This window comes from Alitabrizicola rongguiensis, assembly GCF_021491355.1.
GTDB classification, from domain to species: Bacteria; Pseudomonadota; Alphaproteobacteria; order Rhodobacterales; family Rhodobacteraceae; genus Aliitabrizicola; species Aliitabrizicola rongguiensis.
In genome coordinates, this window is record NZ_JAKENF010000001.1 from 356,887 (window position 1) to 381,669 (window position 24,783).

Here is a 24,783-nt window from a genome sequence, read left to right on the forward strand (position 1 = left end):
GTCTAGGACGTGAGGGGAGGAGGAAGGCAGCCCGAACAAAGATGACGATGAGCAATCAGAGTGCTGCTGTCTCCTGCTGATTTCGCACTGGATCGCTGCAAGACCTGCAGCACTTATCATGCCGGAGAAAATCCGCCCCCGCAGCCATCGGCATGGTCAGGCCCAGACGACCAAGAAGTGACGGCTCAAGAGAGATCAGCTGTAGCGCTCGGTCATGGCTCGCGCGATCTGATCGGCGAACTTCGCGGCAGCGACCGGAAGGCTTCGTCCGCGCAACTGGCCAAGCAGAAGCTGCCCGGGCGCGGCATCCCGCAGATCGAGCGGGCGATATTGCAGCCCGTCCTGCCCTTGTGGCGGCAGGCCGATCGGGATCTGGAACGAAATCAGGTTCTCGGTGGTCGGATAGCGGCGCAGGAACTCGAAGCTGTCCGACTCGACGGTGGCCGGAAGACGGAACGAGGCCCGTGTCATGGCCGCATCGATCAGATGACGCACTCCGTAGGATGCAGTCGGGAGTCCGATCGGGTATGGCACGCAGTCACGCAGGCGGACGATCTCTTTCTTCGCCAGCGGGTGGTCCGCCGCCATGACAGCGCAAATGGTCTGCTGTACCGCTGTCAGCGTGTGAAAATCGCTGAAACGCACAGGCTCCAGCACCAGCGCAATATCCGCGGAATGATCGACAAGCGCCTGCTCGGCCGCATCTCGGTCGCGCAGATGCACGCTGAAGGTCACAGCCGGGTGGTCGCGGCGATAGAGCGATATCTGCTCGGGCAGGAAGAACGGGAGCAGCGCCTGGCTGCAGGCGATCGAGATATGGCCGCGCCGTTCCCCCGAAAGATCGGCGATATGTGACCGGACTCGGTCCAGGTCGGAGATCTGGTTGCGGATGTGATGGATCAGCAACTCTCCCGCCGTCGACAGCCTTACCCCGCGCGGCAGCCGCTCGAAGATCGGAACCCCCAGTTCCTCCTCCATCGCCAGAAGCCGCCGGTTCAGCGCCGTCGAGGTGATGGCCAGCGTCTCGGCCGCCTTGCGGATCGAGCCGGCCCGGGCGATCGCATCGATATAGCGTAAGGAGTCGAGATGCTTCATGTCCGACCGATGCCGCAGGATGATGGCACCAGATGCAGTCGCGACAGCCCCGCGGTCAAGCGACCGCTCATTCCGAATTGAAGTTTGGGGAGGAAATGGCGGACCCGGAGGCCGCCTCGGTCTAGGTGCTGCCAGTAGCATTTCGTCACGCCAAGCCACTGACATGGCTGATTTTCCCAGTTTCTCCGAACTGACTAGTGACTTCCTGTTGCAGCCGGAAGCCGTCCGATGCAGAATTTTTGGTGGATTGGTTGGCGGGTAATGACTGAAAGGCGTTCAGATGCCGAAGAAAGCTCGGGAGCTAGGGCCGCTGGACATCAAGCGAATGGTGCGGCTCGGTCGCGACAAGACCGAGATGTTCTCGGTCGGCGGCGTGAGCGGCCTCTACCTTCAAGTTCTCCCAAGTGGGGCGGCGTCATGGCTGTTGCGCGTCATGGTTGGCGAGAAGCGCAGGGAGATCGGGTTGGGGGGCTATCCCGATGTGACTCTTGCCGCCGCTCGGGAAAAGGCCAGACAGGCGCGGGACGCAATCCGGCAAGGCATCGACCCGGCTGAAGAGCGCAAAGCCGCCCGCGCTTCGCTGGTGGCTATGCAGAGGCGAGAATTGACCTTCTCGACAGCGATCGACCGATGCTTGGCTGGCAAACTGGACGCTTTCCGCAACCAAAAGCACAAGGCGCAGTGGCGGTCGACCTTAGCCACATATGCCGAGCCGTATCTGGGCAAGATGGTGGTTTCGGAGATAACTACCCAAGACGTGCTTCGGGTTCTTGAACCCATCTGGTCCCTCAAGACCGAGACTGCGTCGCGCCTTCGCACGAGAATCGAGGCGGTTCTGTCTTGGGCTACGGTTGCTGGGCATCGGACGGGCGACAATCCCGCGCGTTGGGCGGGCAACCTAAAAGAGCTCCTGCCGTCGGCCGCGAAGGTGGCTAAATCTTCCAACTTCCCGGCATTAGCGCTCGACGACGCCGCGCGCTGGTTTGCAGACATTCAAGCCCGCCAAGGAACGACTGCCAGAGCATTGGAGTTTCTGGCTCTTTGTGCGGCGCGATCGGGCGAAGTGAGAGGTGCGCTGTGGAATGAAATCGACCTCGCAAAAGGGATTTGGACGATCCCTGCCACTCGGATGAAGATGGAGCGCGAGCATAGGGTGGCCTTGTCGAGCGCTGCAGTGAGGCTCCTGGGGGCACTGCCAATGCTGCATGGTAACCTCCTGGTTTTCCCCGCTCCGCGAGGTGGTGAGCTTTCCGACATGGCTCTTTCGATGGCAATGAAACGGATGCACACCGCCGATATGGAAGCAGGGAATCGTGGTTTTTTGGACCAAGTATCAAGGCGACCAGCCGTGCCACATGGTTTGCGCAGCACATTCCGTGATTGGGTGGCCGAGCGGACCAGCTTTCCCGGCGAAATGGCTGAGGTAGCGCTCGCACATCGCATCAGTAACGTGGTGGAGGCAGCCTATAGACGTGGCGACATGATAGAGAGGCGTCGTGCAATGATGGAAGGCTGGTCAGAGTTCCTCGCTTGCGAGTCCGGCAGTCCAGGGACGGAGGAGCGCGCGTGAAGCGATTTGAGCCGTGCGACTGCTGGGAGCCGGGCTGCTTTCGCTGCGCCGTAGGTTTCGCAATTTTAAGACTTGGCTTTTCCATCGATTGCAATTGCTTCGCCAACAGGGGAACGCCTTGCCGCAACAGTTGCAATCGTCTTTACTTGGATTGGGCTTCTGCCTTTGCTCGTGCGAGCCCACCCTATCTAGAGTGGGCTAGACGGCGATTGGCACGATCCGGCCTAGTCGTAAACCAAGCCTTTGTCTTCAATGGCCATGAGCAGCTGGACGTTTCTGAAGAGGTTCGAGAAGGGAGAAGATTAACTGAAGAGGAGAGTTTTTTTGTTTCCCTGCGGCAGATCGAAGATGCCGCTGCCAAGGAACTCAGTGTTGAAGTTGAACAAGATCCTGTCAGTTTCGATGCTGCTAAACTTCTAGTTGCATCAGCTATCAAGGAGGGGAGGCCAGTCCCTGCGCCGCTTCGCGCATGGGCATACGGTTTGATCACTGGCGAAACAGTCAGGCCGGTGGCCAAGGGCAAACTGCTTGGAGCGACGGACGCGCGCGACAGAATGATCTGCATGCTGGTGCAAGAGTTGCTGGATGCCTTTTCCCTAAAGCCGACCTCCGGAGAGCGGGAAGCGGGAACAAGCGCCTGCAACGCGGTTGCAAAGGCCTTTGCTTTAGTCGGCTTGGCCCCAAGCAGCTACGAGGCTGTGATTGGCATCTGGGGGAAGCGCAAGAAGCACATGCAATTCGACAGCCGCGCGGATTAGTAAGAACTCTACCAAGAAGCTACAAACGACGAGCTGCAACCGGTTCGGCAGCTGCGCACCCACCTCGCGGACTTCATGGCAGCCTACAACTTCGCCCAATGGCTGAAGACGCTCGGGGGCTCATGCCCTACGAATCTATCTGCAAGATCTGGACACCAGAGCCGGATCGATTCATCCTCGACCCGATCCAACAGATGTCGGGACCGAACTCTTAGGCACGCTACTTGACGTCCTCTTGATAAGGCCGAAGTTTGGGATTCTCGCCGCCGGTCCTGGGGCGCTGGTGTCTTCAGAGCTTTTCGATCAATTCCGGGACGGCGGAGAAGAGGTCGGCCACGAGGCCATAGTCGGCCACCTGGAAGATCGGGGCCTCTTCGTCCTTGTTGATGGCGACGATCACCTTCGAGTCCTTCATGCCGGCGAGGTGCTGGATCGCGCCCGAGATGCCGACAGCGACGTAGAGGCTCGGCGCCACGACCTTGCCGGTCTGACCAACCTGCCAGTCGTTCGGGGCATAGCCCGAGTCGACCGCCGCGCGCGAGGCGCCAACGGCTGCGCCCAGCTTGTCTGCCAGTTTCTCGATCAGCGCGAAGTCCGCTTCCGAACCGACGCCGCGCCCGCCCGACACCACGATCCCGGCGCTGGTCAGCTCCGGACGGTCCGAGGTCGCGGTCTTGTCCTCGACCCAGGACGAGAGCGACCCGTCCTCGGCCGTGGCCAGCGCTTCGACCGGGGCAGACCCGCCCATCCCCACCGCGTTGAAGGTCGCGGTGCGCACGGTGAAGACCTTCTTGCCGTCGCCCGATGTCACCGTCTGCACGGCGTTGCCGGCATAGATCGGCCGCTCGAAGGTCGACGCATCGATCACCGCCGTCACGTCCGACAGCACCATCACGTCCAGAAGCGCGGCCACCCGCGGCAGCACGTTCTTGTTGAACGCCGTCGCCGCGCCGCAGATATGCTCGTAGCCGCCCGCCAGCGACACGATCAGCGCCGCGGTCGGCTCCGCCATCCCGTGGCAATAGACGTGGTCGCCGGCAAACAGCACCTTCGCCACGCCCTCGAGCTTCGCCGCCTCGGCCGCGGCGGCATCGCCGCCCTGGCCCGCGACCAGCACATGCACCTCGCCCAGACCCTTCACCGCGGCAACGGTCTTGGCGACCGCGTCCGTCGACAGCGCGCCCTCGTTCACATCGGCAAGCAGAAGAACCGCCATCTCAGATCACCCCCGCTTCGTCTTTCAGTTTCGCGATCAGCTCGTCGACCGAGCCGACCTTCACCCCGGCCTTGCGGCCTGCCGGCTCGACCGTCTTCACGACCGTCAGGCGCGGGGCGACGTCGACGCCGTAATCGGCCGGCGTCCTGGTGGCCAAGGGCTTGGCCTTCGCCTTCATGATGTTCGGCAAGCTCGCATAGCGCGGCTCGTTCAGCCGCAGGTCGACCGTGATGATCGCCGGCAGCTTGACCTTGATCGTCTGCAACCCGCCATCGACCTCGCGCGTCACCGTTGCGCTGTCGCCTTCGACCGCAAGCTCGCTCGCGAAGGTGCCCTGCGACCAGCCCAGAAGCGCCGCAAGCATCTGCCCCGTCGCGTTCATGTCATTGTCGATCGCCTGCTTGCCCGCCAGAACGAGGCCCGGCGCCTCTTCCCTGACGACACCCGCCAGCAGCTTCGCCACGGCCAGAGGCTCGATGTCGGTCTGCACATCCGCCGCCGCCTCGATCAGGATCGCCCGGTCGGCGCCCATGGCGAGCGCGGTCCGCAGCGTCTCCTGCGCCTGCTTCACGCCAACCGAAACCACAACCACCTCGGTCGCGATCCCCTTCTCCTTCAGACGGATCGCCTCTTCCACCGCGATCTCGTCAAACGGGTTCATCGACATCTTCACGTTCGCAAGATCAACTCCCGTCCCATCCGCCTTCACGCGGACCTTCACGTTGTAGTCAATCACTCGTTTGACAGGCACCAATACCTTCATCGGCGTGTCTCCGTTGTCAGCAGCAACGGCGGAAGCGGTCCACGATCACGTCCAGCACCTCGGACGGATCGCGCTTCCACCAATTCTCGGCCGAGAAGATCTCGACCTCGCACAGGCCGGTGTATCCGGTCCCGTCTTCGACCGCTTGCCGTATCGCGCGCAGGTCCGCAACGCCATCACCCATCATTCCCCGGTCCAGAAGCATGTGGCGGGTGTCTTCCAGCCAGTCACAGAGGTGGTAACCCAACACCCTGCCCTTCGCGGCGGCAAGGATGTCGATCAGTGTCCGGTCCCACCAGACGTGATAGACATCGACCGCGAGCCCCACATTCGGAGCGGCCACCCTGTCAGCCACGGCCAGGGCATCGGCCACGGTGAAGATGCAGGTGCGGTTTCCCCCGAACATCGGGTTCAGTGGCTCCAGCGCCAGCGAGACCCCTGCCGCCGCTGCGAGCGGGGCCGCAACGGCGACGCGCTCGGCCAAGCGCTTCTGAGTCTCGATCACGCCCTTGGTCCCGGGTTCGGTTCCCCCGGTCACGATCGTCAAAACCGGAGCGCCGAGTTCGGCCGCCATGTCGATCGAGGCGCGCAGATCGCCGTCGCCACGAGGGGCCTCGGACCCGACCAAATAGGGAGTGCGGCACAGGCCCACGACCTGCATCCCCGCGGCCCGCACACGATTGCCGATCTCGACCGCGCGGGGACCGATCTCGCGCCGCCAAAACACGATCCCGCCATAGCCCCGCGCCGCGCAGGCGTCGATAACGCGTTCGGGCGACCACCCGGCCCCTGCCCCGTCCAAGTTGTGGCCCAAGCTTGCAGTGTTCAGGGCCAGGGCCGAGTGGTCATTCGTGAAGTCCCGCACCTTACGCTCCGTAAAGCGCTAGGAGGTTCTTCATCCGGGTCACCGCAAGGCCGGGATCGCGCAGGAGGCCGCAGCCGTCGGCGAGGCGGAACACTTCGGTGAAATAGGGGAGCGGACGCATCGCCTGCGCGCCGTTCAGCATGACGAAATGCTCCTGGAAGCCGTTGAGCCAGGCCAAGAAGACCACCCCGGTCTTGTAGTATTGCGTTGGCGCGCGGAAGATCAGGCGCGCGAGCGGCACGGTTGGCTCGAGCGTGGCGCGGAATCCCGCCAGGTCGCCTTGGCCCAGAAGGCCCACCGCATGGGCGGCAGCGGGGGCGAGCGGGTCGAAGATGCCCAAGAGAGCGTGGCTGTAGCCCTGGTCATCGCCCGCGATCAGTTCGGGGTAGTTGAAATCGTCGCCGGTATACATGCGGACACCCGCAGGCAGGCGGCGGCGCATCAGGATTTCCTTGTCCTTGTCGAGGAGGCTGATCTTGATCCCGTCCACCTTGGACAGGTTACGATGGATCACCTCGAGCGCCGTTTCCAGTGCGTCTTCGAACCGGGGGCTGCCCCAATAGCCGGCAAGGGCCGGGTCGAACATCTCGCCCAGCCAGTGCAGGATCACCGGCTTGTCGCAGGCCGCAAGAACCCGGTCGTAGACCTGCACATAGTCTGATGGTCCTTTCGCCACACGGGCAAGTGCCCGGCTGGCCATCAGGATGAGCCGGGCATCCAGTTTCTGGATCGCCTCGACTTGTTCCAGATAGGCGCGGATCACGTCATCCAGACTGCGGGCATCGACCGGGTTCAGGTGGTCGGTGCCGCAGCCGTTTGCCACCCGCGCCTCGGGCAGGTCTTCCCGGGTGCGGCGGATCAGTTCCAGCGCCCCGGGCCAGTCCAGACCCATGCCGCGCTGCGCCGTGTCCATGGCTTCGGCGATGCCAAGGCCGAGGCCATGCAGATGGTGGCGGAATGCCATCGTCTTGGCCCAGTCCACCGTCGCCCGGCCCGAGGGGTCATTCGCGGTGAAGGGATCAGCCACGACATGTGCGGCCGAATAGACGACGCGGGCGGCATCGCGGCCAAGCTTTCCGGCGGGAATAGGTGAGCCGGTCAGTGTGTAGTCGGACATCCGGCCCGCACAATCGGGAAGCGCAATCTTCATGGCCTGTCCTTTCAGAACCTTGGAACGAGCAAGCCGCCATCAGCGGAGATCACCTGTCCCGTCGTGTAGGGGAGTCGCCCGGAGGCAAGCGAGGCGATGATGGTGCCCATCTCGTCCGGCGTGCCGACGCGCGGCAGAAGGGTCAGGCCTGCCTCGGCCCGGGCGCGGTAGCTGTCGATGACCGCCGCCGTCATGTCGGTGGCGATCAGGCCGGGCTGCACGTCGTAGACGTGAATGCCTTCGCGGGCGAGCCGCACCGCCCATGTTTTCGAGGCCATCGCGGCGGCAGCCTTTGACATGGCGTATTCGGCGCGGGGTTCGGCCACGGCGGTCGCATTCGACGAGGTGACGTTGACGATGGCGTGGAACACGTTCCGTTCCCGCCCTATCACCCGGCGCGCAAAGGCCTGGGTCAAGAAGAACATGGCCTTGGCGTTCACCGCCTGACAGCGGTCATAGCTGGCCTCGGTGACCTCGAGCGGGTCACCACGTTGCATCACGCCGACGCCTGCGTTGTTTACCAAGGTGGTCAGCGGACCCAATTCGGTTTCGATCCGCTCAATCATCGCGGCATGGGCCGCGAGGTCGGTGACGTTCATCGGAACTGCGAGCGCATCGCCCCCCAATGCGCGGACAGTTTTGACCGCGACCGGGAGATCGGCATCGTCGGGCAATCCGTTCAGCGCGACCGCGAACCCCTCGTGCGCCAGAGCCTTGGCTGCGGACAGACCGATGCCGCGTGAGGCGCCGGTCACAAGGGCAACGCGCTTCATGCCCGGGCGCCCTTCTTCAAGAGCTCGCGTGCAATGATCATGCGCTGGATCTGGTTGGTGCCTTCGTAGATCTGGGTGATCTTCGCGTCCCGATAAAGCCTTTCCACCTCGAAGCCGCGGATATAGCCCGAGCCGCCAAAAACCTGTACGGCATCTGCTGTCCGGGCGACCGCCATGTCGCCGGCAAAGCATTTGGCAATCGAGCAGGCCTTGGTCGCATCCTGGCCGCGGTCGATCTTCGAGGCGGCCGACTGGACGAGGAGCCGCGCCGCCTCGATGTCCTTGGCCATGTCGGCCAAAAGCCACTGGACGCCCTGAAACTCGGCAATCGCCTTGCCGAACTGTTTACGGGTGCCGGCGTAGTCCACCGCCGCTTCCAGTCCGGCCTGGGCGATCCCGACGGCCAGTGAGGCGATGCCGACACGGCCCTTGTCGAGAACGCTCATCATCATGTGGAAACCGCGACCGGCGTCGCCCAGAAGTGCGTCGGGGCCAAGCCGGACATCGGTGAAGGTCAGCGCCCCGACCTGAGAGGCGCGTTGGCCCATCTTGTGTTCCTTGGGGCCGCGCTCGACGCCTTTCGCGTGCAGGTCGACGATGAAGATCGACATGCCGCGGTTCCCGGCCTCTTTGTCCGTCCGGGCAAGAACGAAGCCCAGGTCCGCGACGGGCGCGTTGTGGATCCAGATCTTGCCGCCGTTCAGCCGCCAGCCATCCCCATCCCGTTCCGCCGTCGTGCGGATGCCGGATACATCGGTCCCCGCCTCGGGTTCGGTGATGCAGTAGGCCACCTTGGTCTGCATCGCCAGGATCGGGGCCAGCAGCTTGCGCTGTGCATCTGTTCCATGGCGGACGAGCAGCGAGGAGATCAGTTCGACCAGGCCGCACTGGTCGGCAACCGACGCATAGCCGCGCGAGAGTTCCTCCATGACGATGGAATAGGTCAGGGTGTCGAACCCCGGACCGCCCATCGCTTCGGGCACACCGATCCCGAACAGGCCCAGCTTGGCCATCTCTTGATAAAGCTCGTCGGGGAAACGCTCGTCACGGTCAAGCGCTTCGGCCATGGGGCGGATCGCCTCGTCGGCAAAGCCGCGCGCCATGTCCCGAACCTGTTCCTGCATCTCTGTCAAAAGCATCGTTGTGCCCTTTAGTAACTATGTAGTTACATACTGGGCCATCCTTTGACGGTCAAGCGATTCCTCCTGTGAATGCCCTTGCCAGACTCGGGCGCCCCTGCCATTAATGCACTATATGGTTACTTATGGGAGGAATGGATGCAGCCGTCGGATTTTCGCACCTTTGGCCGTTCGGGGCTGAAAGTCACCACGTTTGCCTTCGGCACCGCACCGGTCGGCAACCTGTTCCGGCCCATCGACGATGCAACCTCGGACGCGATGTTCCAGACATCGTGGGACGCCGGGATCCGTTTCTACGATACGGCCCCCATGTACGGTCACGGGCTGGCCGAGCTGCGCACCAGCGAGAACCTGCGCTGGAAGCGGCGTGACGATTTCGTACTGTCGTCCAAGGTCGGGCGGCGGCTGGTCCCGGCAAAGCGCGAGACGATCGATTTCACGCCCTGGACCCAAGGCGCGCCGTTCAGGATGGAGTTCGACTACACCTACGATGGCACGATGCGGGCGTTCGAGGACAGCCTGCAGCGGCTGGCGCTGGAACGGATGGACATCGTCTTCATCCACGACATCGACGTCTTCACGCGTGGCAAGGACCAGCCCGAGGTTTTCAAGCAGGCGATGGAAGGCTGCTACACGGCGCTGGCGCGGCTGCGCGACGAACAGGTGGTCACGGCCATCGGCGTGGGCGTCAACGAATGGGAGGTCTGCCACGAGGCGCTGAAGCAGCGCGATTTCGACTGCTTCCTGCTGGCAGGCCGCTACACCCTTCTGGAACAGGAGGCGCTGGACGCGTTCCTGCCGCTGTGTGAACAGCGCGGGGCGGCCGTGCTGGTCGGGGGCGGGTTCAACTCGGGCATCCTGGCGACGGGGGCAAAGCCCGGGGCGAAATACAACTACGGCGCGGCGCCTGCGCATGTCATGGAGAAGGTCGCCCGGATCGAGGTGGTCTGCGCCGAGTACAACGTTCCGCTTCCGGCCGCTGCGCTGCAGTTCGTGGTGGCCCATCCGGCGGTGCCGTCATTCTGTGCCGGCACGCGGACGGTGGAACAGTTGAAGCAGAACCTGGCGTGGTTTAGCCAGCCGATCCCGGCAGAGTTCTGGGCGGCGCTCAAGTCCAAGGGCCTGTTGCGCGAGGATGCTCCGGTTCCGGCATGACCCGGCGGCAGCTGCCCCCCGGGCTTTATGGCCACAGCGTTCTGGGGATCGGAGATCGGATAGAAACGGCCCGGGTGAAGGTCACGCCTGAGGCGATCGATCGCTTCGCGGACCTCTCCGGCGACCGCTTTGCCTTGCACATGGACGATGCCGCCGCGCGTAAGCTTGGGTTTCCGGCCCGTGTGGCGCATGGGCTTCTGGTCCTGTCGCTGATCGACGGGCTGAAGAACCAGTCGCCGGTCCGGCTGGATGCGGTGGCTTCTCTGGGTTGGGACATCCGGTTCCGAGCGCCGGTGTTTGCGGGCGATGAGGTGAAGGCGACCTTCACAGTGGACTCAATGCGCCCCGCACGCGACGGCCGGGGGATCGTGGTCTTTGCGGTCGAGGCGCGCAACCAGCAGGACGAGGTTGTGCAGCAGGGCACCACCACCCTGATGATGCGGCCCTGACCTCAGCGCAGCAGGATCGCGCGGAAGTCGTTGACGTTGGTCCCCGTCGGTCCGGGTACGAACAGATCACCCAAGGCAGAAAAGGCGCTGTAGGCATCGTTGCCGGCAAGGAAGGCCGCCGGGTCGTGGCCCAGAGCGCGCAGGCGGGGTGCGGTAGTGCCGGTCGCAAAGGCCCCGGCGTTGTCCTCGGACCCATCGATGCCGTCTGTGTCAGCGGCAAGCGCGGCGAAGGGCAGGCCCTCGGCGGCCAGTGCGGTTGCCAAAAGGAACTCGGTGTTGCGCCCGCCCTTGCCCTTGGCCCGCAGGGTCACGGTGGTTTCCCCGCCTGAAAGCAGGACCACGGGCCGGGCAAACGGGCGGTCGCGCAAGGCAACCTCGCGAGCAATCGCGGCGTGGACGCGACCGACGTCGCGGGCTTCGCCCTCGATGGCATCCGACAGGATCACGGCGGGGACGCCTTGCGCTTCGGCGACCCCGGCCGCAGCCTCTAGCGACAGGCGGGCCGAGGCGATGACTTTCACCTCATGACCGGCAAAGACAGGAACGCCCGGGTCGGGCGCCTGCCCCTGATCCCCGGCCAGCCATTGCGCCACGGCTGTGGGCAGCGCGATGCGCCAGCTGGTCACCATAGCGCGGGCTTCGGACCGGGTAACTGCATCGGGGACCGTGGGGCCGCTGGCCACCTGGGCCGGATCGTCCCCCGGCACATCCGACACCACGAGGGTCACTACCTTGGCCGGGTGGCAGACCGCGGCCAGGCGCCCGCCCTTGATGCCCGAGACCTGCTTGCGGATTGCGTTCATCACCGAGATCGGTGCGCCCGACGCCAGCAAAGCCTGGTTCAGCGCGGCCTCATCCTCCAGCGTCAGGTCGCCTGGCGGACAGGGCAGCAGCGCCGAACCACCGCCGCAGATCAGCGCGACCACCAGATCGTCGGGCCCTAGCCCCCTGACCGCATCGAAAAGGGCCGCTGACGCCCGCAGTCCCGCAGCGTCCGGAACAGGATGCGCGGCTTCCAGAACCCGGATCCGCCGCGTGGGGCAGGCATAGCCGTAGCGGGTGACGACCACGCCCTCCAGTGGGCCATCCCACTGTGCCTCGAACGCTGCCGCCAGTTGCGCGGCACCCTTGCCAGCGCCGATCACCACCGTTCGCCCCTGCGGCCGGGGTGGCAGATGTGCCGCAATCGCCAAGGCCGGATCGGCCGCCTGCACTGCCGCCTCGAACAGACCCGTCAGGAACGTCCGATCCTCAGGGCTCAAAGCGCGACATCCGCCACGAAGATACTGTCGACTCCGCCGTCCAGTTCGGCCAGGACGCGCGCGCCGATCACCTTGTGCAGGGGATCGTCCAGGTAGGTGTCCCGCACTCCGGCGTCCCGGAAATCGAACCAGAAGACATCGTTGAAGCCCCGCACCAGCGGCGTTTCGACCGAGACATTGTCGAAGTGCCGGAAGTCGAGGATGCCGTCGATGTGCCCCTTCAGGCCGGCAAGGTCACGGAAGAGCGAAGCCTTAGTTTCTGCCGTGGTCCCCGCGCGGAAGCGCAGTGCAACGATGTGACGGATCATCCTAATCCTTTCTGAAATCGGGTTTGCGCTTGTCCCGATAGGCGGCAAGCCCCTCGGCCAGGCCGGGTGAGGCGGCGGCGATGGTTCCGGCCAGCGCCTCGATCACCCGTTCGCGTTCTTCGCCCTCGGCGGCGTTCACCAGCATCTTGGTCAGTTCACTGGCGCGGGGCGACCGAGCGCGAAGCCGTTCGACAACCTGATCCGCGGCCACCAATCCCTTGCCCTGCGGCACGACCTGATCGACAACACCCAGCGTCAGCGCCTGCTCCGCGGTCAGGACCTCTCCCATCAAGGCCATCCGCCGGACAACCTGCGCGCCGAAGCGGCGGACCGTCCTCTGGGTACCGGACCAGCCAGGAATGACACCAAGGCCGGTTTCCGGCAGGCCAAGCTTCACATGCGCCTCGGCGATCCGCAGGTCGGCACAGGCGGCCAGTTCCAGGCCCCCGCCAAGGCAATGGCCGTTCAGGACGGCAATCACCGGGGCTGTCAGGCGGGCGAGCGCGTCAAAGGCGAGGTGGCCGTCGCGCAGCCAGTGACGGCCGAAGTCGTCTGGCGTCAGGCTGGACCAGTTTGCGATGTCGCCTCCGGCGCAGAAGGACTTGTTCCCCTCGCCGGTCAGGATAACGGCGCAAGCTCCCGCGCGTTCGATCTGGCGACATAAGGCAAGGAGTGCATCGACCATCTCGGCATCAAGCGCATTGTGCTTGTCGGCCCTGCGGATCGTCAGGCGCGCCACCCCGTCCGAGATGGCAAGGTCAAGCCGAGGGTCGGTCACAGCGCAAGGCCCATCGGTTCGGGCTGGAACAGCCGCGCGTCCATCGTTTTCAGGTCCTTTGCAACGGCGAGCGGCGTTGCGGCCTGATCCAGAACGTCGCGTTGCAGGTCAAGGCCGGGGGCGATTTCGGACACCATCAACCCGCTGTCGACCAGCCGCAGGACGCAGCGCTCGGTGACATAAGTGATGTCCTGGCCCTGCATCCGTGCGCGCTTGCCCGAGAAGCTGACCTGATCGACCTTGGGCACGATCTTTGCGATCCGGCCTTCCTTATCGATGACCAGCCGTCCGTCTTCGAGGTGCATCTTCGCCCCGGCGTTGAAGTTGCCCGAAAAGACGATCTTGCGGGCGCGCGCGGTGATGTCGACGAAGCCTCCGGCCCCGGCGGTGCGGTGCGGGGTGGCCGACAGGCGGCTGACGTTGACCGAGCCTTCAGCGTCGATTTCCAGGAACGACAGCAGCGAACAGTCGAAACCCCCGGCCTGGAAGTAGATGAACTGGTGCGGTGAGGCGACGAAAGCCTCGGCGTTCGAGGCGCAGCCGAACTTGAAGTCGAGGAGGGGGACGCCGCCCACTGCGCCCTGTTCGATGACCCAGGTGACCTTGCCGTGGTGGCCTTCCTCGATCAGGACGCGTGGCACGTTGGCCGAGATGCCAAAGCCGATGTTCACCGCCCAGCCGGGCCGCATCTCCATGGCGACGCGACGGGCGATGACCTTTGCGACGTTGAATTCGGCCAGGCGGAAGGTGTGCAGCGGCCGGAACAGCTCGCCCGAGATTGCGGGGTCATAGGCGGTTGCGGTGGTCTGCAACTGATCCGGCGCCTCGACGATGACGTCGACAAGGATGCCCGGGACGCGAACATCGTGCGGGCGGAAGGTGCCGACGGCGGCGATGCGCTTGACCTGGGCGATGACAATGCCGCCGGAATTGCGGGCCGAAAGTGCCATCTCCATCGCGCCAAGGGTGGCGCCTTCGTGTTCGAAGGTGAGATTGCCGTTTTCGTCGGCGGTCGTGGCGCGGATGATCGCCACATCCGGGCGCAGCGCCGGGAAGTGCAGCCAGGTGTCGCCGTCGAACTCTACCCGCTTGACCAGCGGCAGGGCCCGGGCGCTGGCGTTCATGGCGCAGCCATCGATGTCGGGATCGACGAAGGTATCCATGCCGACCTTGGTCAGGACGCCGGGCCGCTTGGCCGCCCCTTCGCGCAACATGTCGAAGAGGATGCCGGAGGGGACGTTCCAGGCCGCCAGGTCCTCGGCCAGGATCCGTTGCCAGATCAGCGGGGGATCGGCGTTGGTCGGGCCCGAAGGGTAGGAGCCGCCCAGGATGCGCGCGATCATGCCCTTGTGGGCGATGTGGTCGACGCCCTTGGTCCCGAACATGTCACCGGCGGTGATGGGGTGGATCGTGGTCAGTCCGCGCGGGGCGCCCTCTTCCAGGAAACGCTCGCCCAGGGCCTTAAGGACGGCATCCGGACAAAGCAGGCCGGAGGACGAATTCACCGCCACCACCGCCCCGTCCTTGACCAGGCGCGCCGCCTCTGCAGCAGACTTGACTTTGCTCACGGCGGACTCCTTCCGGGTTGGCTTTAAGTAACTAACCAGTTATAACGATAGCGAAGGTGGCCGCCCAAGATCAAGCCTCAATTGCGCGACTATGGGATCGAGTTGCCGGGACTTGGACAGGAGGAGCGCCACCAATGAACATCACTCTCCAGAAGACCCACCAACGCGCCTTCGGGACGTTCCCGCTGAAGGGCGACGTTCTGCGCCAGGCGGTCCACGATGCGGTGGAAGCCGGCTATCGCGCCTTCGACACGGCCCAGATGTACCAGAACGAGCCGGACACTGGTCTTGCGCTGGCCGACTGCGGGCTGGCGCGCGACGAGCTTTGCATCACCACCAAGGTCGGAGTCGAGAACTTTACCAAGGCGACGTTCATGCCCTCGGTCGAGCGGTCGCTGAGGGAGCTGCGGGTCGATCATGTGGACGTCCTGCTGCTGCACTGGCCGACGCCCGGCGGGGATGTCCGGGAATCGCTGGAGCTGCTGCAAGCGGCCAAGGATCGCGGGTATACCCGGCATATCGGCGTGTCGAACTACACCGCCGCGATGATGGCCTTTGCGAAGACCGTGGTGTCGGACCCGCTGGTGACGAACCAAGTCGAGTTCCATCCGCTGCTGGATCAGACAAAACTTCTGAAGGCGGCGAACGACACCGGCATTCCTTTGGCCGCCTATTCCTCGGTCGCGCGGGGCGAGGTGTTCAAGTATCCGCTCTTTGCCGAAATCGGGGCGGGATACGGCAAGTCGGCTGGGCAGGTCGTTCTTCGCTGGATCCTGCAGAAGGGGGTGCAGGTGAATTGCATGTCGACAAAGGCGGCGAACATCCGGGCGAACTTTGACATCATGGATTTCACCTTGTCGTCGATCGACATGGCGCGGATCGACGCCATGACGGCCATGAACTACCGGATCATCGGCAAGAACCTGATCCCCTATGCGCCGGACTTTGACTGAAACGAAATCGGGGCGGCCTGCAAGGACCGCCCCAGGTTGCGCATCAGCCGGGAGGTGGCCTAGCGGTTGCCGCGGATCAGGTCGGCGGCTCGCTCGCCGATCATGATCGACGGCGCGTTGGTGTTAGATCCGACCAGCGAGGGCATGACCGAGCTGTCACAGATGCGCAGCCCGTCGACTCCCCGGACGCGCAGCTGCGGATCGACGACGGCCATGTCATCCTTGCCCATACGGCAGGTGCTGACAGGATGATAGGAGGTACGGCCGTATTGGCGCGCATATGCCTCGAAGTCGGCCTGGGTCCGCACGTTCTGGTCGGGGAAGCGGATTTCGCGGATGTATTTCTGCAACGAGGGCTGGCTGAAGATCTCGCGGCTGATCTTGACGCCTTCCGTCGACTTTCGCAGGTCGTCGGGGTCACCCAGGAAGTTCGGGTCAACGATGGGCGTTGCCGCCGGGTCGGCGCTTCGCAGGGTGACCGAGCCGCGCGCCCTGGGGCGGAGATTGTAGCTGTTCAGCGTGATGCCGGACGATCCCTTGCGCACCGAAGGAACGCCGGCCTCAGCCCCTGCGCCGCACAAGAAATGGAACTGGAGGTCGGGGCAAGAGGCCGACCCGACGCCGCCTCCGAACCAGAACGCGCCGGCTTCGACCACGTTCGAGGTTACGGGGCCGGAATTGAACAGGAAATACTGCGCCCCGGCCCATGCGGCCCAGAGCGGCTTGTTGTATTTGTCGAGGCTGTCATGGCCCTTCAACTCGGCCACGATGTCGATGCCAAAATGGTCGGTCAGGTTCTGACCGACGCCCGGCAGGTCCTGGACCACGGTTATCCCGAGGCTTCTCAGATGCGCCGCCGGGCCGATCCCTGACAACATCATCAGTTTGGGGCTGCCGATGGCGCCCGAGGTCACGACCACCTCGGACCCTGCGCGGACGGTGACCGGCGCGCCACCGGTGGAGTATTCGACGCCGACGGCCCGACCGTTTTCGATCAGCAGTCGCCGCACCAGGGCACCCGTAGTCAGCGTCAGGTTTGGCCGTTTCAAAGCGGGGCGCAGATAGCCAACGGCGGCGGAGCAGCGCCGGTTGCCGCGGATGGTCGTCTGGTAGATGCCTGCGCCTTCCTGCTGCGGGCCGTTGAAGTCCGGGTTGAAGGGGATGCCGTATTCCTGGCAGCTTTGCACAAAGGCGCGGCTGGTCGGGTTCGGGTCGGGCAGGTTCGACACCCCCAGTGGCCCGTCAGTGCCATGCCAGTCCCCCGACAGGATCGTGTTGCCCTCGGACCGCATGAAGTATTTCCGGATGTCCTGAAAGCCCCAGCCGTCGGCCCCTTCCTCGACCCAGCGGTCGTAGTCCGAGGGGTGGCCGCGGGTAAAGATCTCGGCGTTGATCGAAGAGCCGCCGCCCAGCACCTTGGCCTGCGCGTAGGGGATTTCGCGGTTGTTCGCGTGCCTTTGCGGCGCGGTGACCAGGCCCCATGTCAGCGGGCCGGTGGTCATCTTGGCAAAGCCCACCGGCATGTGGATCAGCGGGTTCTTGTCCGGACCTCCGGCCTCGATCAGGCACACCCTGGCAGAGGTGTCCTCACTCAGCCGAGCCGCCAGGACGCAGCCAGCCGAGCCGCCACCGACGATCACGTAGTCGAAACCCTGTGCCATGTCACTTGATCCAGTGGCTGCGCTTGCCAAGTTCGATGTGGACGGACTTGACCTGCGTGTACTCCTCGACCCCGTAGGTTCCGGCCTCGCGCCCCCAGCCGGATTGCTTGAACCCGCCCAAGGGCATTTCCGGCCCCCCCGCCATGATACAGTTGACCCACATCCGCCCGGCGCGGATCCGCCGCGCGGCGGCAAGAGCGGTGTCGATGTTCTTGGACCAGACGCTGGCGGCAAGGCCATAGACGGTGTCGTTGGCCAACTGGATCGCCTGCTCGGCGGTCTCGAAGCGGAAGGACGACAGGACCGGCCCGAAGATTTCATCCGTGGCGATGGCCATCTTGCGGGTGACGCCCGAGAAGAGAGTGGGTTCGATGTAACTGCCCTTGCCCAGGCTCATCGCACCGCCGCCGGTCAGAACCCTTGCGCCCTCGGCCTTGCCCTTTTCGATGTAGGACAGGATCGTCTGGTTCTGCGCGTCGGTCGTGATGGCACCGACCTGCGTCGCCTCATCGAGCGGGTCGCCGACGACGATCTTCTTCATCTTCGCGCTGAGGATCGTCTCAAGCTCATCAGCAACGCGGGCATCCACGATCAATCGGCTGGAGGAGACGCAGCATTGCCCGGTGTTGAAGCTGATCCCGAAAGCTGCACCATCGGCCGCATCTTCAAGGTCGGCATCGGCGAAAACGACGATGGGGTTCTTGCCGCCCAGCTCCAGGCCAAGCTTCTTGAAGTTCGTGTCCGCCGCCGCATGGACGACCGACCGACCGACGGCGGTTGAACCGGTGAAGGACAGCATGTCCACGTCGGGGTGTTCGGTCAGCGCCTGACCGATGCTGCGGCCCGACCCCGTCACGACGTTGTAGGCGCCTTTGGGCAGTCCGGCCTCGGCCAGGATCTCACCCAGGATCAGGGTGGTGGCGCTGGTCACCTCGGACGGTTTCACCACCATGGTGCAGCCAGAGGCGAGGATGAAGGGGACGCGTTCGCAGAGGATCAGGAACGGGAAGTTCCAGGGTGTAATCAGGCCGACGACGCCCACGGGTTCGCGCAAAACCATGCCGAAAAGGCCGTCGCCCAAGGAGTTGAAGCTGTCCCCGTGCAAGAGACGCGCAGCCCCGGCCCCCACCTCGAAGCAGGCGATGCAATGGTCAATCTCGCCCCGGGCCTGGGAGATGGGCTTGCCGTTTTCCAGCACTTCCCAATAGGCGATCTCGTCGCGGCGGCGGCGGAGGATTTCTGCGGTGCGCAAAAGGACACCCGCCCGTTCCGCCCCGGACAGGCCGGCCCAGCTGCGGTCCTCGAACGCGCGGCGGGCGGCGGCGACGGCGGCGTTCAGGTCGGCCGGGGTGCATTTCGGGATGCGGGTCACCGGCACGCCATGGCCCGGAGATCTGCGTTCGAACAGGTCGCGCCCGCCGTGCCATGCGCCGTCCATCCAGAAACCGAACTCACGCGGGGCGGTGGGAAGGCTATGTACCGTTGTGCGCTGATCCATCTCGATCTCCCATAGGATTTGCCGCCCGAAACACTCGAGCTTGTAACCGATTAGTTACTTAAGTGTCAACCCGGCGCCTTAGCCGATCACGACTTGGGTCTTCAGATCGGCCGGACGGTCCGCAAGCGTGTCGAAGGCGGTCTGGATGTCTTCCAGCCGGAACGAAGCGCCGGTAAAGTCTTTCGTCTGAAACCGGCCATGCGCCAAGAGCGTCAGGGCATCGTGCATGTCCTCGCCCATGCCCGCGACACTGCCCTTCAGGCTGTTTTCCTCAAGCACCGTCCGCAGGATGTCGACGGGCACGGTTTCACCCGGACCGGTGATGCCGAAGAAGGCGACATGGCCGCCCTTGCGGATCAGATCGAAGGCCAGCGCATAAAGCCGGGGAGAGCCAACGCTTTCGATCACCAGATCAGCGCCGCGACCCTGAGTGCGCGCCAAGACCTCGGCCTTGAGGCGCGCGGGATCGCTGATGGCGGAATCGGCCCCGACCTCCAGCGCCATGCGGCAACGGTCCGCGCTGAGGTCGGCCACGATGATCGGCGCCACGCCGCACAGGCGCAGCATCTGGACATGGAGGTTGCCGATGGGACCCGCGCCCAAGACCACTGCCGACTGGCCGAAGCCCACCCGCGCCTTGCGCGCCGCGCGGACGACGCATGCAACGGGTTCGACCAGGGCCTGCAATTCCGGCGGCATGCCGCCCGGCACCGGAATCACCAGACGGGCCGGGACCACGACATATTCGGCGAAAGCCCCATCGCGCCCGATGCCCACCTGGGTCATCGACGGGCAGTTCAGGATTTCGTTGCGGCGGCACCAGTAGCAGGTGCCACAGCCGATGTTGATGTCGGCCACGACGGCCTGGCCTTCGGTCAGGTGGCGGACATCCTGGCCCAAGACGGCCACCGTTCCGCAGAACTCATGGCCGGGAACCAAGGGCAGCCGGTCGGCGGCGTAATGGCCGTTGAAGATATGGACGTCCGTCCCGCAGATGCCGGTCCGGGTCACGCGGATCAGCACCTCGTCCCGGCCTACGGCGGGGATCTCAACCTGTTGCAGGTCGAATTTGCGGGGCTCGACAAGGACGGCGGCCAGCATCTTGCCCATGTCACTTCACCGTGCGCAGTTTGGACCGGTCGATGGTGAGCGCGATGGCCACGATCAGCACCAGCCCGAAGACCATCTGCTGCTGTGTGGCCTGCACGCCGAAATACAGCATCGAGGCGCGAATGACGGCCACGATCATCGTGCCGATCGCGGTGTTCAGGACGCCGCCCACCCCGCCGGTCAGGGGCGTGCCACCGACCAGAACGGCCACGATGGCTGGCAGAAGGAAGCCGTTGGCGATCGTCGGGGCGCCCCCGGACAGCTTGACGCTGAAAAGAAGCCCCGCGATGGCAGCCAGCGCCCCCGAGATGGCGAAGGCCAGCATCTTGTAGCGCGTGACGTTCAGACCCGAGGCCGCCGCGGCCAGTTCCCCTGCGCCGACGGCCTTCAGCGCCCGCCCCAGCGTCGTGCGCCGTTCGATGAAAAGGCAGATCGCCAGCAAGGCGGCGGCAATGAACAACTCGTTCGGGATGATGCCCGTGCGCCCGATCATCCAGCCGAAAAGGGCATCCCGCTGGTCGGCGTCCATGTTCAGCGCCCGGTTGCCCGAGAGCCACTGCGCGACCGAAAAGCAGACGCCTCCGACCGCAAGCGTCGAGATGAACGACGGCACGAAAAGACGTGTCGTAATGAACCCCGACAGAAGGCCCAGGCCAAAGCCGAGGACGATGCAGAGTGCCGCCACCCAGAGGCCAAGACTGGCGAGGTAGACCGAGGCCACCACGGTGATCATGTTGGCCATGGACTGCGCCGACAGGTCGATCCCGCCGATGTAGATCGCAAAGGTCAGCCCCAGCGCCATGATGAACAAGGGGACGATGTCACCCGCCAGCGACAGCAGGTTCGCAGGCTTCAGGAAGTTTGGGTCGGTGATGCCGACGAAGGCCACCAGGACCAGAAGTGTGATCCAGGGAAAGTGAGGCTTGAGGCGTTGCAGGTCCATCGTCTTCCCCGTCAGATCATGTAATGCAGCAGGTCGTAGAGCGTGGGCTTTGCTCCGGGCTTGCAGTCAAACCGTTGCTGGATGGCGCCGTCCTTCAGAACGATGATGTTGTGGGACAGGCCGATCGCCTCTTCCAGCGTATCGGCCACCAGGATCACGCCCACGCCGTCATCCGACATGTCACGGATCATCTCGTAGACGTCTTCCTTGGCCCCGATGTCGAGACCCCGCGTCGGATGGTCCAGAAGCATGATGTCCGACCCGCCCGACCGCCATTTCGACAGCACGACCTTCTGCTGGTTGCCGCCCGACAGGTTGCCACAATCAGCAAATTCGGAATGGGCCTTGATCGACAGTTTGCCGATCCAGTCGCGGGCCAGAGCTTTCTCGGCCGCCACGTTCAGGACCCCGGCGCGGGAATACCGGCCCATCTGTGAGAGCGTCATGTTCTCGTAGACGTTCATTCCGGCGACGATGCCTTCGATCTTGCGTTCGCGCGGGACATAGCCGACGCCTGCTGCCACGGCTGCTTGCGGATTGAATGCGCGGATCTCGTTCCCTTTGATCTTCAGCGTTCCCGAAACCGGGGTCCGCATGCCGTAGATCGTGCGCAGGATCGCCTCGCGCCCCGCGCCTTCGGTGCCAACGAGGCACAGCACTTCGCCTGCGTGCAGCGTCAAGCTGATGTCCTTGATCCGCCCGGGAAGCGAGACGCGGTCCATTTCCAGCAGCACCTTTGACGCGTCGTAAGGCTTTTGTCGCTGCTCGCGGTAATATTCGCGGTCGACGCTGCGGCCGACCATCTTGTGCTGGATCTGTTCAACCGTTGCTGCGCCGCGCGCGACGACATCCACCACCGCGCCGTCCTTCATGACGTAAATGCGGTCAGAGAGTTCCATCACCTCGTCCATTCGGTGGCTGACGAAGATGAAGGAGGCGCGCTTGGTCAGGTCGCGGACGATGGTGAAAAGCATTTTCACCTCATCCTCGGCCAGCACGCTGGTGGGCTCGTCCAAAAGGATCACGAGGTCGCCATCGACGCGTTCCTCCAGCGTCAGGACCTTGGCGAGTTCCACCAGTTGCCGCTGCGCGAAGGAAAGGGCTGAGGTGATGGTGGCCGGGTCGATGTCGAGCTTGACCTTGGCCAGTTGTTTCTCCGCGGCCTCGGACATGGCTTTCCAGTTGATCACGCCAAGCCGCACGAACTGCCGCTCGTAGCCGAGGAAGATGTTCTCCATCACCGTCAGGTTCGGGATCAGCGACTGTTCCTGGAACACCATGCCGATGCCCTTTTCCATCGCCTGGCGGGGGTTCTGGAAGCGGACAGCCTTGCCATCGATGGAGACGGTCCCGCCGTCGGGCTGGTAGGCGCCATAGATGACCTTCATCAGGGTGGACTTACCGGCGCCGTTTTCGCCCACAAGGCCGACGATCTCGCCGCGCTTGATCTCGAAATCCACCGCCTTCAAGGCGTGGACGCCGGGAAACTTCTTGTCGACTGCCTTCAGCTGATACATGGCAGCGCCCTCATTTCACGAAGCTTATGGAGCGGCGGTCGGTCGACAGGACGACCGCCACGATCACTAGAAGACCCAGCATGCCGTCCTGCAGGTAGTCCGGCAGCCCGATCACCACCATGCCGTTGTTGATGACGTTGACGATCAGCACGCCCACGACCGTGTTCCAGATGCCGCCGATGCCGCCCCACAGTGCCACGCCGCCGACCACGACCGAGGTGATGGAAATGAACATAAAGTTCGCGCCCGAGACGGATTCCGCCTGGCCAAGCTTGGCGACCTGCAGGATGCCCGCGACGGCGTAGAAGACCCCCGCCAGAACAAAGCCCAGTATGCGGACGCGGCGGACGTTAAGGCCCGAGGCGTGGGCCAGTTCCTCGCCCCCGCCGACGGCATAGAAATTGCGGCCAAGTGTCGTGTGTGACTGGATGAACCACGCAATCAGGGCCATCACGATCACCACATAGACCATAAGCGGAAAACCGGCGATCCGCCAGGTCAGCAGAGCCCGGAAGGTATCGTCGTCGATCTTGACGATGTCGCCACCCGTAATCAGTACGGCAGCCCCGGTGCCGACAAAGCCGATGGCAAGGCTTGCCATGAAGGACGGGATGCGCAGCTTGACGTGGACAAGCCCGTTTACGAGCCCGATCAGCGCACCCGCGAGCAGGATGACCGGAACAGCGACCCAGGCGCCTGCGGCCAAGGTGCCGCCCGTAGCCAGGAACACAAAGCAGAACAGCACCGCAGTCAAGCCGACCGTCCCCTCCATGGACAGGTCGATCGAGCCCATCACGATGATGAATGTCACCCCGATTGCCACCATCAAGGCCGGAGCGGCGGCAATCGCGATGCGGGCGAAATTGCGTTGCGACAGAAAAGCCGGGTTGATCGCTGTGAACAGGATCATCAGGCCGATCAAGACCAGAAGTGGTGCCCAGCGGATCGCGTTCTCGCGCGTCATAAGTCGTTTCACCCTGTCCTCCCGTGGCGGATCACCCCCCTTGGATCAGGGGACGAAAGAGGAGCGGCCAGAGACTGGCCACCCCTATCGCAGTGAAGCTTACTTGTAGACGATTCCGCCGTTCGACGGGCCCCAGAAGTCCGTCCAGTCATAGGTCGGGACGTTGTCCAGGTACTTGGCCTTGAAGTCGGCGGCGTCCTTGGCCGTCACAAGGATCGTCGGGCCATAAAACTCGCGGTGTTCGTGCGGCTCTTCCGACGGCTTGAACGTGCCGATGGCGGCATGGTATGCGAGCGACAGTGTGATGCCGCCGCCCCAGTGCGGGTTGGTGAACACGGTGGCCAAGAGCTTACCGTCCATCACCATCTGCACGGCTTCCGGGTTGCCATCATAGGCGACGATCGGCATGCCTTCGATGCCTTCGGCCTTCAGCGCCTCCATGACACCATAGGCGATGTTGTCGTTGGCGCAATGAACGCCGGTGATCTGGTCGCCGTACTTGGTCAGGAAGCTGGCCATCAGTTCGGCCGCCTTGGTGGTGTCCCAGTCTGCGGGCTGAGCGTCCAGCAGCGTGATGTCCGGATAGTCCTTCAGCGCGTTCTTCAGGCCGTTCAGCCGCTCGATGGCTGGGTTGTTGGCAGCAATGCCGCCCAGGTGAACGACCCCGCCCTTGCCACCCATCGCCTCGAACAGTATGCGGGCGGTTTCCTCGGCAGGCTTCTCATCCGACCAGGTCATGTGGCTGACCCAGTTGTCACCGAAGTCCCAGGGATGCGCGTCGTCGGTCTTGTTCCAGATCGTCGAGACATAGCCGCCCGCAGCCTGGACCGCCTCTGCCACCGGACGCGCGTTCGGGCTGTCGTTCGGATCGCAAGCGATGGCGCAGGCGCCGTTATTCTTGGCGAGGAATGCTTTGATGTCAGCCAGCGACTTTTCCGACGACCCTTCGTTGATTAGCGAGGTCATCGCATCCTTGGGCTTGCCGATGGATTCGGTGAATGCTTCGCCGCCCGAGACGATGGCGTTCCAGTAGGCCGAGGCGCGGTCGCGGTAAGACCAGGCAAGAGCAGGCTCGGTTGCGGCGCGGGCCATGCCGCCGCCGAAGACGCCGGGCATGGTGGCCGAGGTCAGACCGGCAGCCGAAGCGAGCAGGAAGTTCCGACGGTTGATCGTTTCGCGTTCGATGAAGTCCTTGATGAACGTGGACATTGGTTTCCTCCCAGTTTCCCACATCTGCGCCACTCCTTGGTGGCCGAGGCTGTCGCGTAACGAGAAGGATGAGAAACCA

At 64.1% G+C, this 24,783-nt stretch carries 23 protein-coding genes and 1 pseudogene; 6 read left to right on the plus strand and 18 right to left on the minus strand.

Going from position 1 to position 24,783, the window contains the following annotated elements; translation table 11 throughout:
* Nucleotides 1–195 precede the first annotated feature (195 nt).
* Nucleotides 196–1,095 (minus strand): LysR family transcriptional regulator, encoded by a 900-nt coding sequence (locus L0V05_RS01745; protein WP_234867853.1) that lies wholly within the window; start codon nucleotides 1,093–1,095, stop codon nucleotides 196–198.
* 280 nt (nucleotides 1,096–1,375) lie between these two features.
* On the opposite strand from L0V05_RS01745, the gene L0V05_RS01750 reads away from it, so the two are divergent.
* The 3 genes and pseudogenes from L0V05_RS01750 to L0V05_RS01760 form a co-directional block, all read left to right on the plus strand.
* Nucleotides 1,376–2,665 (plus strand): tyrosine-type recombinase/integrase, encoded by a 1,290-nt coding sequence (locus L0V05_RS01750; RefSeq protein WP_234867855.1) that lies wholly within the window; start codon nucleotides 1,376–1,378, stop codon nucleotides 2,663–2,665.
* Nucleotides 2,662–3,423, plus strand: a complete 762-nt coding sequence (locus L0V05_RS01755; RefSeq protein ID WP_234867857.1) for a hypothetical protein — start codon at nucleotides 2,662–2,664, stop codon at nucleotides 3,421–3,423. The genes L0V05_RS01750 and L0V05_RS01755 overlap by 4 nt, the downstream gene beginning before the upstream one ends.
* Before the next feature lie 48 nt (nucleotides 3,424–3,471).
* Nucleotides 3,472–3,638: pseudogene (locus tag L0V05_RS01760) on the plus strand (IS481 family transposase); the annotation flags it as partial.
* Nucleotides 3,639–3,712: 74 nt separating this feature from the next.
* Here L0V05_RS01760 and L0V05_RS01765 read toward each other — a convergent pair.
* From L0V05_RS01765 to L0V05_RS01790, 6 genes are read right to left on the minus strand one after another with little or no spacing between them, the layout of a single operon-like run.
* Nucleotides 3,713–4,639, minus strand: a complete 927-nt coding sequence (locus tag L0V05_RS01765; protein ID WP_234867859.1) for an electron transfer flavoprotein subunit alpha/FixB family protein — start codon at nucleotides 4,637–4,639, stop codon at nucleotides 3,713–3,715.
* Nucleotide 4,640: 1 nt separating this feature from the next.
* Nucleotides 4,641–5,402: an electron transfer flavoprotein subunit beta/FixA family protein gene (locus L0V05_RS01770; RefSeq protein WP_234867861.1), complete on the minus strand. Its 762-nt coding sequence runs from the start codon at nucleotides 5,400–5,402 to the stop codon at nucleotides 4,641–4,643.
* A gap of 16 nt (nucleotides 5,403–5,418) precedes the next feature.
* Nucleotides 5,419–6,267, minus strand: a complete 849-nt coding sequence (locus L0V05_RS01775; protein ID WP_234867863.1) for a sugar phosphate isomerase/epimerase family protein — start codon at nucleotides 6,265–6,267, stop codon at nucleotides 5,419–5,421.
* Nucleotide 6,268: 1 nt separating this feature from the next.
* Nucleotides 6,269–7,417 (minus strand): dihydrodipicolinate synthase family protein, encoded by a 1,149-nt coding sequence (locus L0V05_RS01780; protein WP_234867866.1) that lies wholly within the window; start codon nucleotides 7,415–7,417, stop codon nucleotides 6,269–6,271.
* An 11-nt stretch (nucleotides 7,418–7,428) separates the two neighbouring features.
* Nucleotides 7,429–8,190, minus strand: coding sequence for a 3-ketoacyl-ACP reductase (locus L0V05_RS01785; RefSeq protein WP_234867868.1), 762 nt, complete (start codon nucleotides 8,188–8,190; stop codon nucleotides 7,429–7,431).
* Nucleotides 8,187–9,329, minus strand: a complete 1,143-nt coding sequence (locus L0V05_RS01790) for an acyl-CoA dehydrogenase family protein (protein ID WP_234867870.1) — start codon at nucleotides 9,327–9,329, stop codon at nucleotides 8,187–8,189. The genes L0V05_RS01785 and L0V05_RS01790 overlap by 4 nt, the downstream gene beginning before the upstream one ends.
* A gap of 138 nt (nucleotides 9,330–9,467) precedes the next feature.
* Between L0V05_RS01790 and L0V05_RS01795 the strand changes: the two genes are divergently transcribed.
* Both L0V05_RS01795 and L0V05_RS01800 read left to right on the plus strand, forming a co-directional pair.
* Nucleotides 9,468–10,484, plus strand: a complete 1,017-nt coding sequence (locus tag L0V05_RS01795; protein WP_234867872.1) for an aldo/keto reductase — start codon at nucleotides 9,468–9,470, stop codon at nucleotides 10,482–10,484.
* Nucleotides 10,481–10,933, plus strand: coding sequence for a MaoC family dehydratase (locus tag L0V05_RS01800; RefSeq protein ID WP_234867874.1), 453 nt, complete (start codon nucleotides 10,481–10,483; stop codon nucleotides 10,931–10,933). Before L0V05_RS01795 ends, L0V05_RS01800 begins: the two co-directional genes overlap by 4 nt.
* 2 nt (nucleotides 10,934–10,935) lie before the next feature.
* Here L0V05_RS01800 and L0V05_RS01805 read toward each other — a convergent pair whose 3' ends face one another.
* Genes L0V05_RS01805 through L0V05_RS01820 form a run of 4 tightly spaced genes read right to left on the minus strand, consistent with a single transcriptional unit; the run spans nucleotide 10,936 to nucleotide 14,849 of the window.
* A complete protein-coding gene (locus L0V05_RS01805; protein ID WP_234867876.1) occupies nucleotides 10,936–12,195 on the minus strand; it encodes a glycerate kinase type-2 family protein in 1,260 nt (419 codons plus the stop codon).
* Nucleotides 12,192–12,503 carry a Dabb family protein gene (locus L0V05_RS01810; protein WP_234867877.1) on the minus strand — a complete coding sequence of 104 codons (312 nt, stop codon included), beginning with the start codon at nucleotides 12,501–12,503 and terminating at the stop codon, nucleotides 12,192–12,194. The genes L0V05_RS01805 and L0V05_RS01810 overlap by 4 nt, the downstream gene beginning before the upstream one ends.
* 1 nt (nucleotide 12,504) lies before the next feature.
* Nucleotides 12,505–13,281: an enoyl-CoA hydratase/isomerase family protein gene (locus L0V05_RS01815; RefSeq protein ID WP_234867879.1), complete on the minus strand. Its 777-nt coding sequence runs from the start codon at nucleotides 13,279–13,281 to the stop codon at nucleotides 12,505–12,507.
* A complete protein-coding gene (locus L0V05_RS01820; RefSeq protein ID WP_234867881.1) occupies nucleotides 13,278–14,849 on the minus strand; it encodes an acyl CoA:acetate/3-ketoacid CoA transferase in 1,572 nt (523 codons plus the stop codon). Before L0V05_RS01820 ends, L0V05_RS01815 begins: the two co-directional genes overlap by 4 nt.
* A 134-nt stretch (nucleotides 14,850–14,983) precedes the next feature.
* Between L0V05_RS01820 and L0V05_RS01825 the strand changes: the two genes are divergently transcribed.
* Nucleotides 14,984–15,802: an aldo/keto reductase gene (locus L0V05_RS01825; RefSeq protein ID WP_234867883.1), complete on the plus strand. Its 819-nt coding sequence runs from the start codon at nucleotides 14,984–14,986 to the stop codon at nucleotides 15,800–15,802.
* Between the two features lie 59 nt (nucleotides 15,803–15,861).
* On the opposite strand, the gene L0V05_RS01830 is transcribed toward L0V05_RS01825, so the two are convergent.
* The 7 genes from L0V05_RS01830 to L0V05_RS01860 all read right to left on the minus strand — a co-directional run bounded on the left by L0V05_RS01830 (nucleotide 15,862) and on the right by L0V05_RS01860 (nucleotide 24,704).
* Nucleotides 15,862–17,463 (minus strand): GMC family oxidoreductase, encoded by a 1,602-nt coding sequence (locus L0V05_RS01830; RefSeq protein WP_234867884.1) that lies wholly within the window; start codon nucleotides 17,461–17,463, stop codon nucleotides 15,862–15,864.
* 1 nt (nucleotide 17,464) lies between these two features.
* Nucleotides 17,465–18,961, minus strand: coding sequence for an aldehyde dehydrogenase family protein (locus L0V05_RS01835; protein WP_234867886.1), 1,497 nt, complete (start codon nucleotides 18,959–18,961; stop codon nucleotides 17,465–17,467).
* A gap of 78 nt (nucleotides 18,962–19,039) precedes the next feature.
* Nucleotides 19,040–20,071 (minus strand): zinc-dependent alcohol dehydrogenase, encoded by a 1,032-nt coding sequence (locus L0V05_RS01840; RefSeq protein WP_234867888.1) that lies wholly within the window; start codon nucleotides 20,069–20,071, stop codon nucleotides 19,040–19,042.
* Between the two features lies 1 nt (nucleotide 20,072).
* Nucleotides 20,073–21,014 carry an ABC transporter permease gene (locus L0V05_RS01845; protein ID WP_234867891.1) on the minus strand — a complete coding sequence of 314 codons (942 nt, stop codon included), beginning with the start codon at nucleotides 21,012–21,014 and terminating at the stop codon, nucleotides 20,073–20,075.
* Nucleotides 21,015–21,025: 11 nt separating this feature from the next.
* Complete coding sequence (locus L0V05_RS01850) at nucleotides 21,026–22,531, minus strand: sugar ABC transporter ATP-binding protein (RefSeq protein WP_234867893.1); 1,506 nt, start codon at nucleotides 22,529–22,531, stop codon at nucleotides 21,026–21,028.
* Nucleotides 22,532–22,541: 10 nt separating this feature from the next.
* Entirely contained in the window at nucleotides 22,542–23,507 is a 966-nt protein-coding gene (locus tag L0V05_RS01855) for an ABC transporter permease (RefSeq protein WP_234867895.1), read from the minus strand.
* 87 nt (nucleotides 23,508–23,594) lie between these two features.
* Nucleotides 23,595–24,704 (minus strand): sugar ABC transporter substrate-binding protein, encoded by a 1,110-nt coding sequence (locus L0V05_RS01860; protein ID WP_234867897.1) that lies wholly within the window; start codon nucleotides 24,702–24,704, stop codon nucleotides 23,595–23,597.
* Nucleotides 24,705–24,783 lie beyond the last annotated feature (79 nt).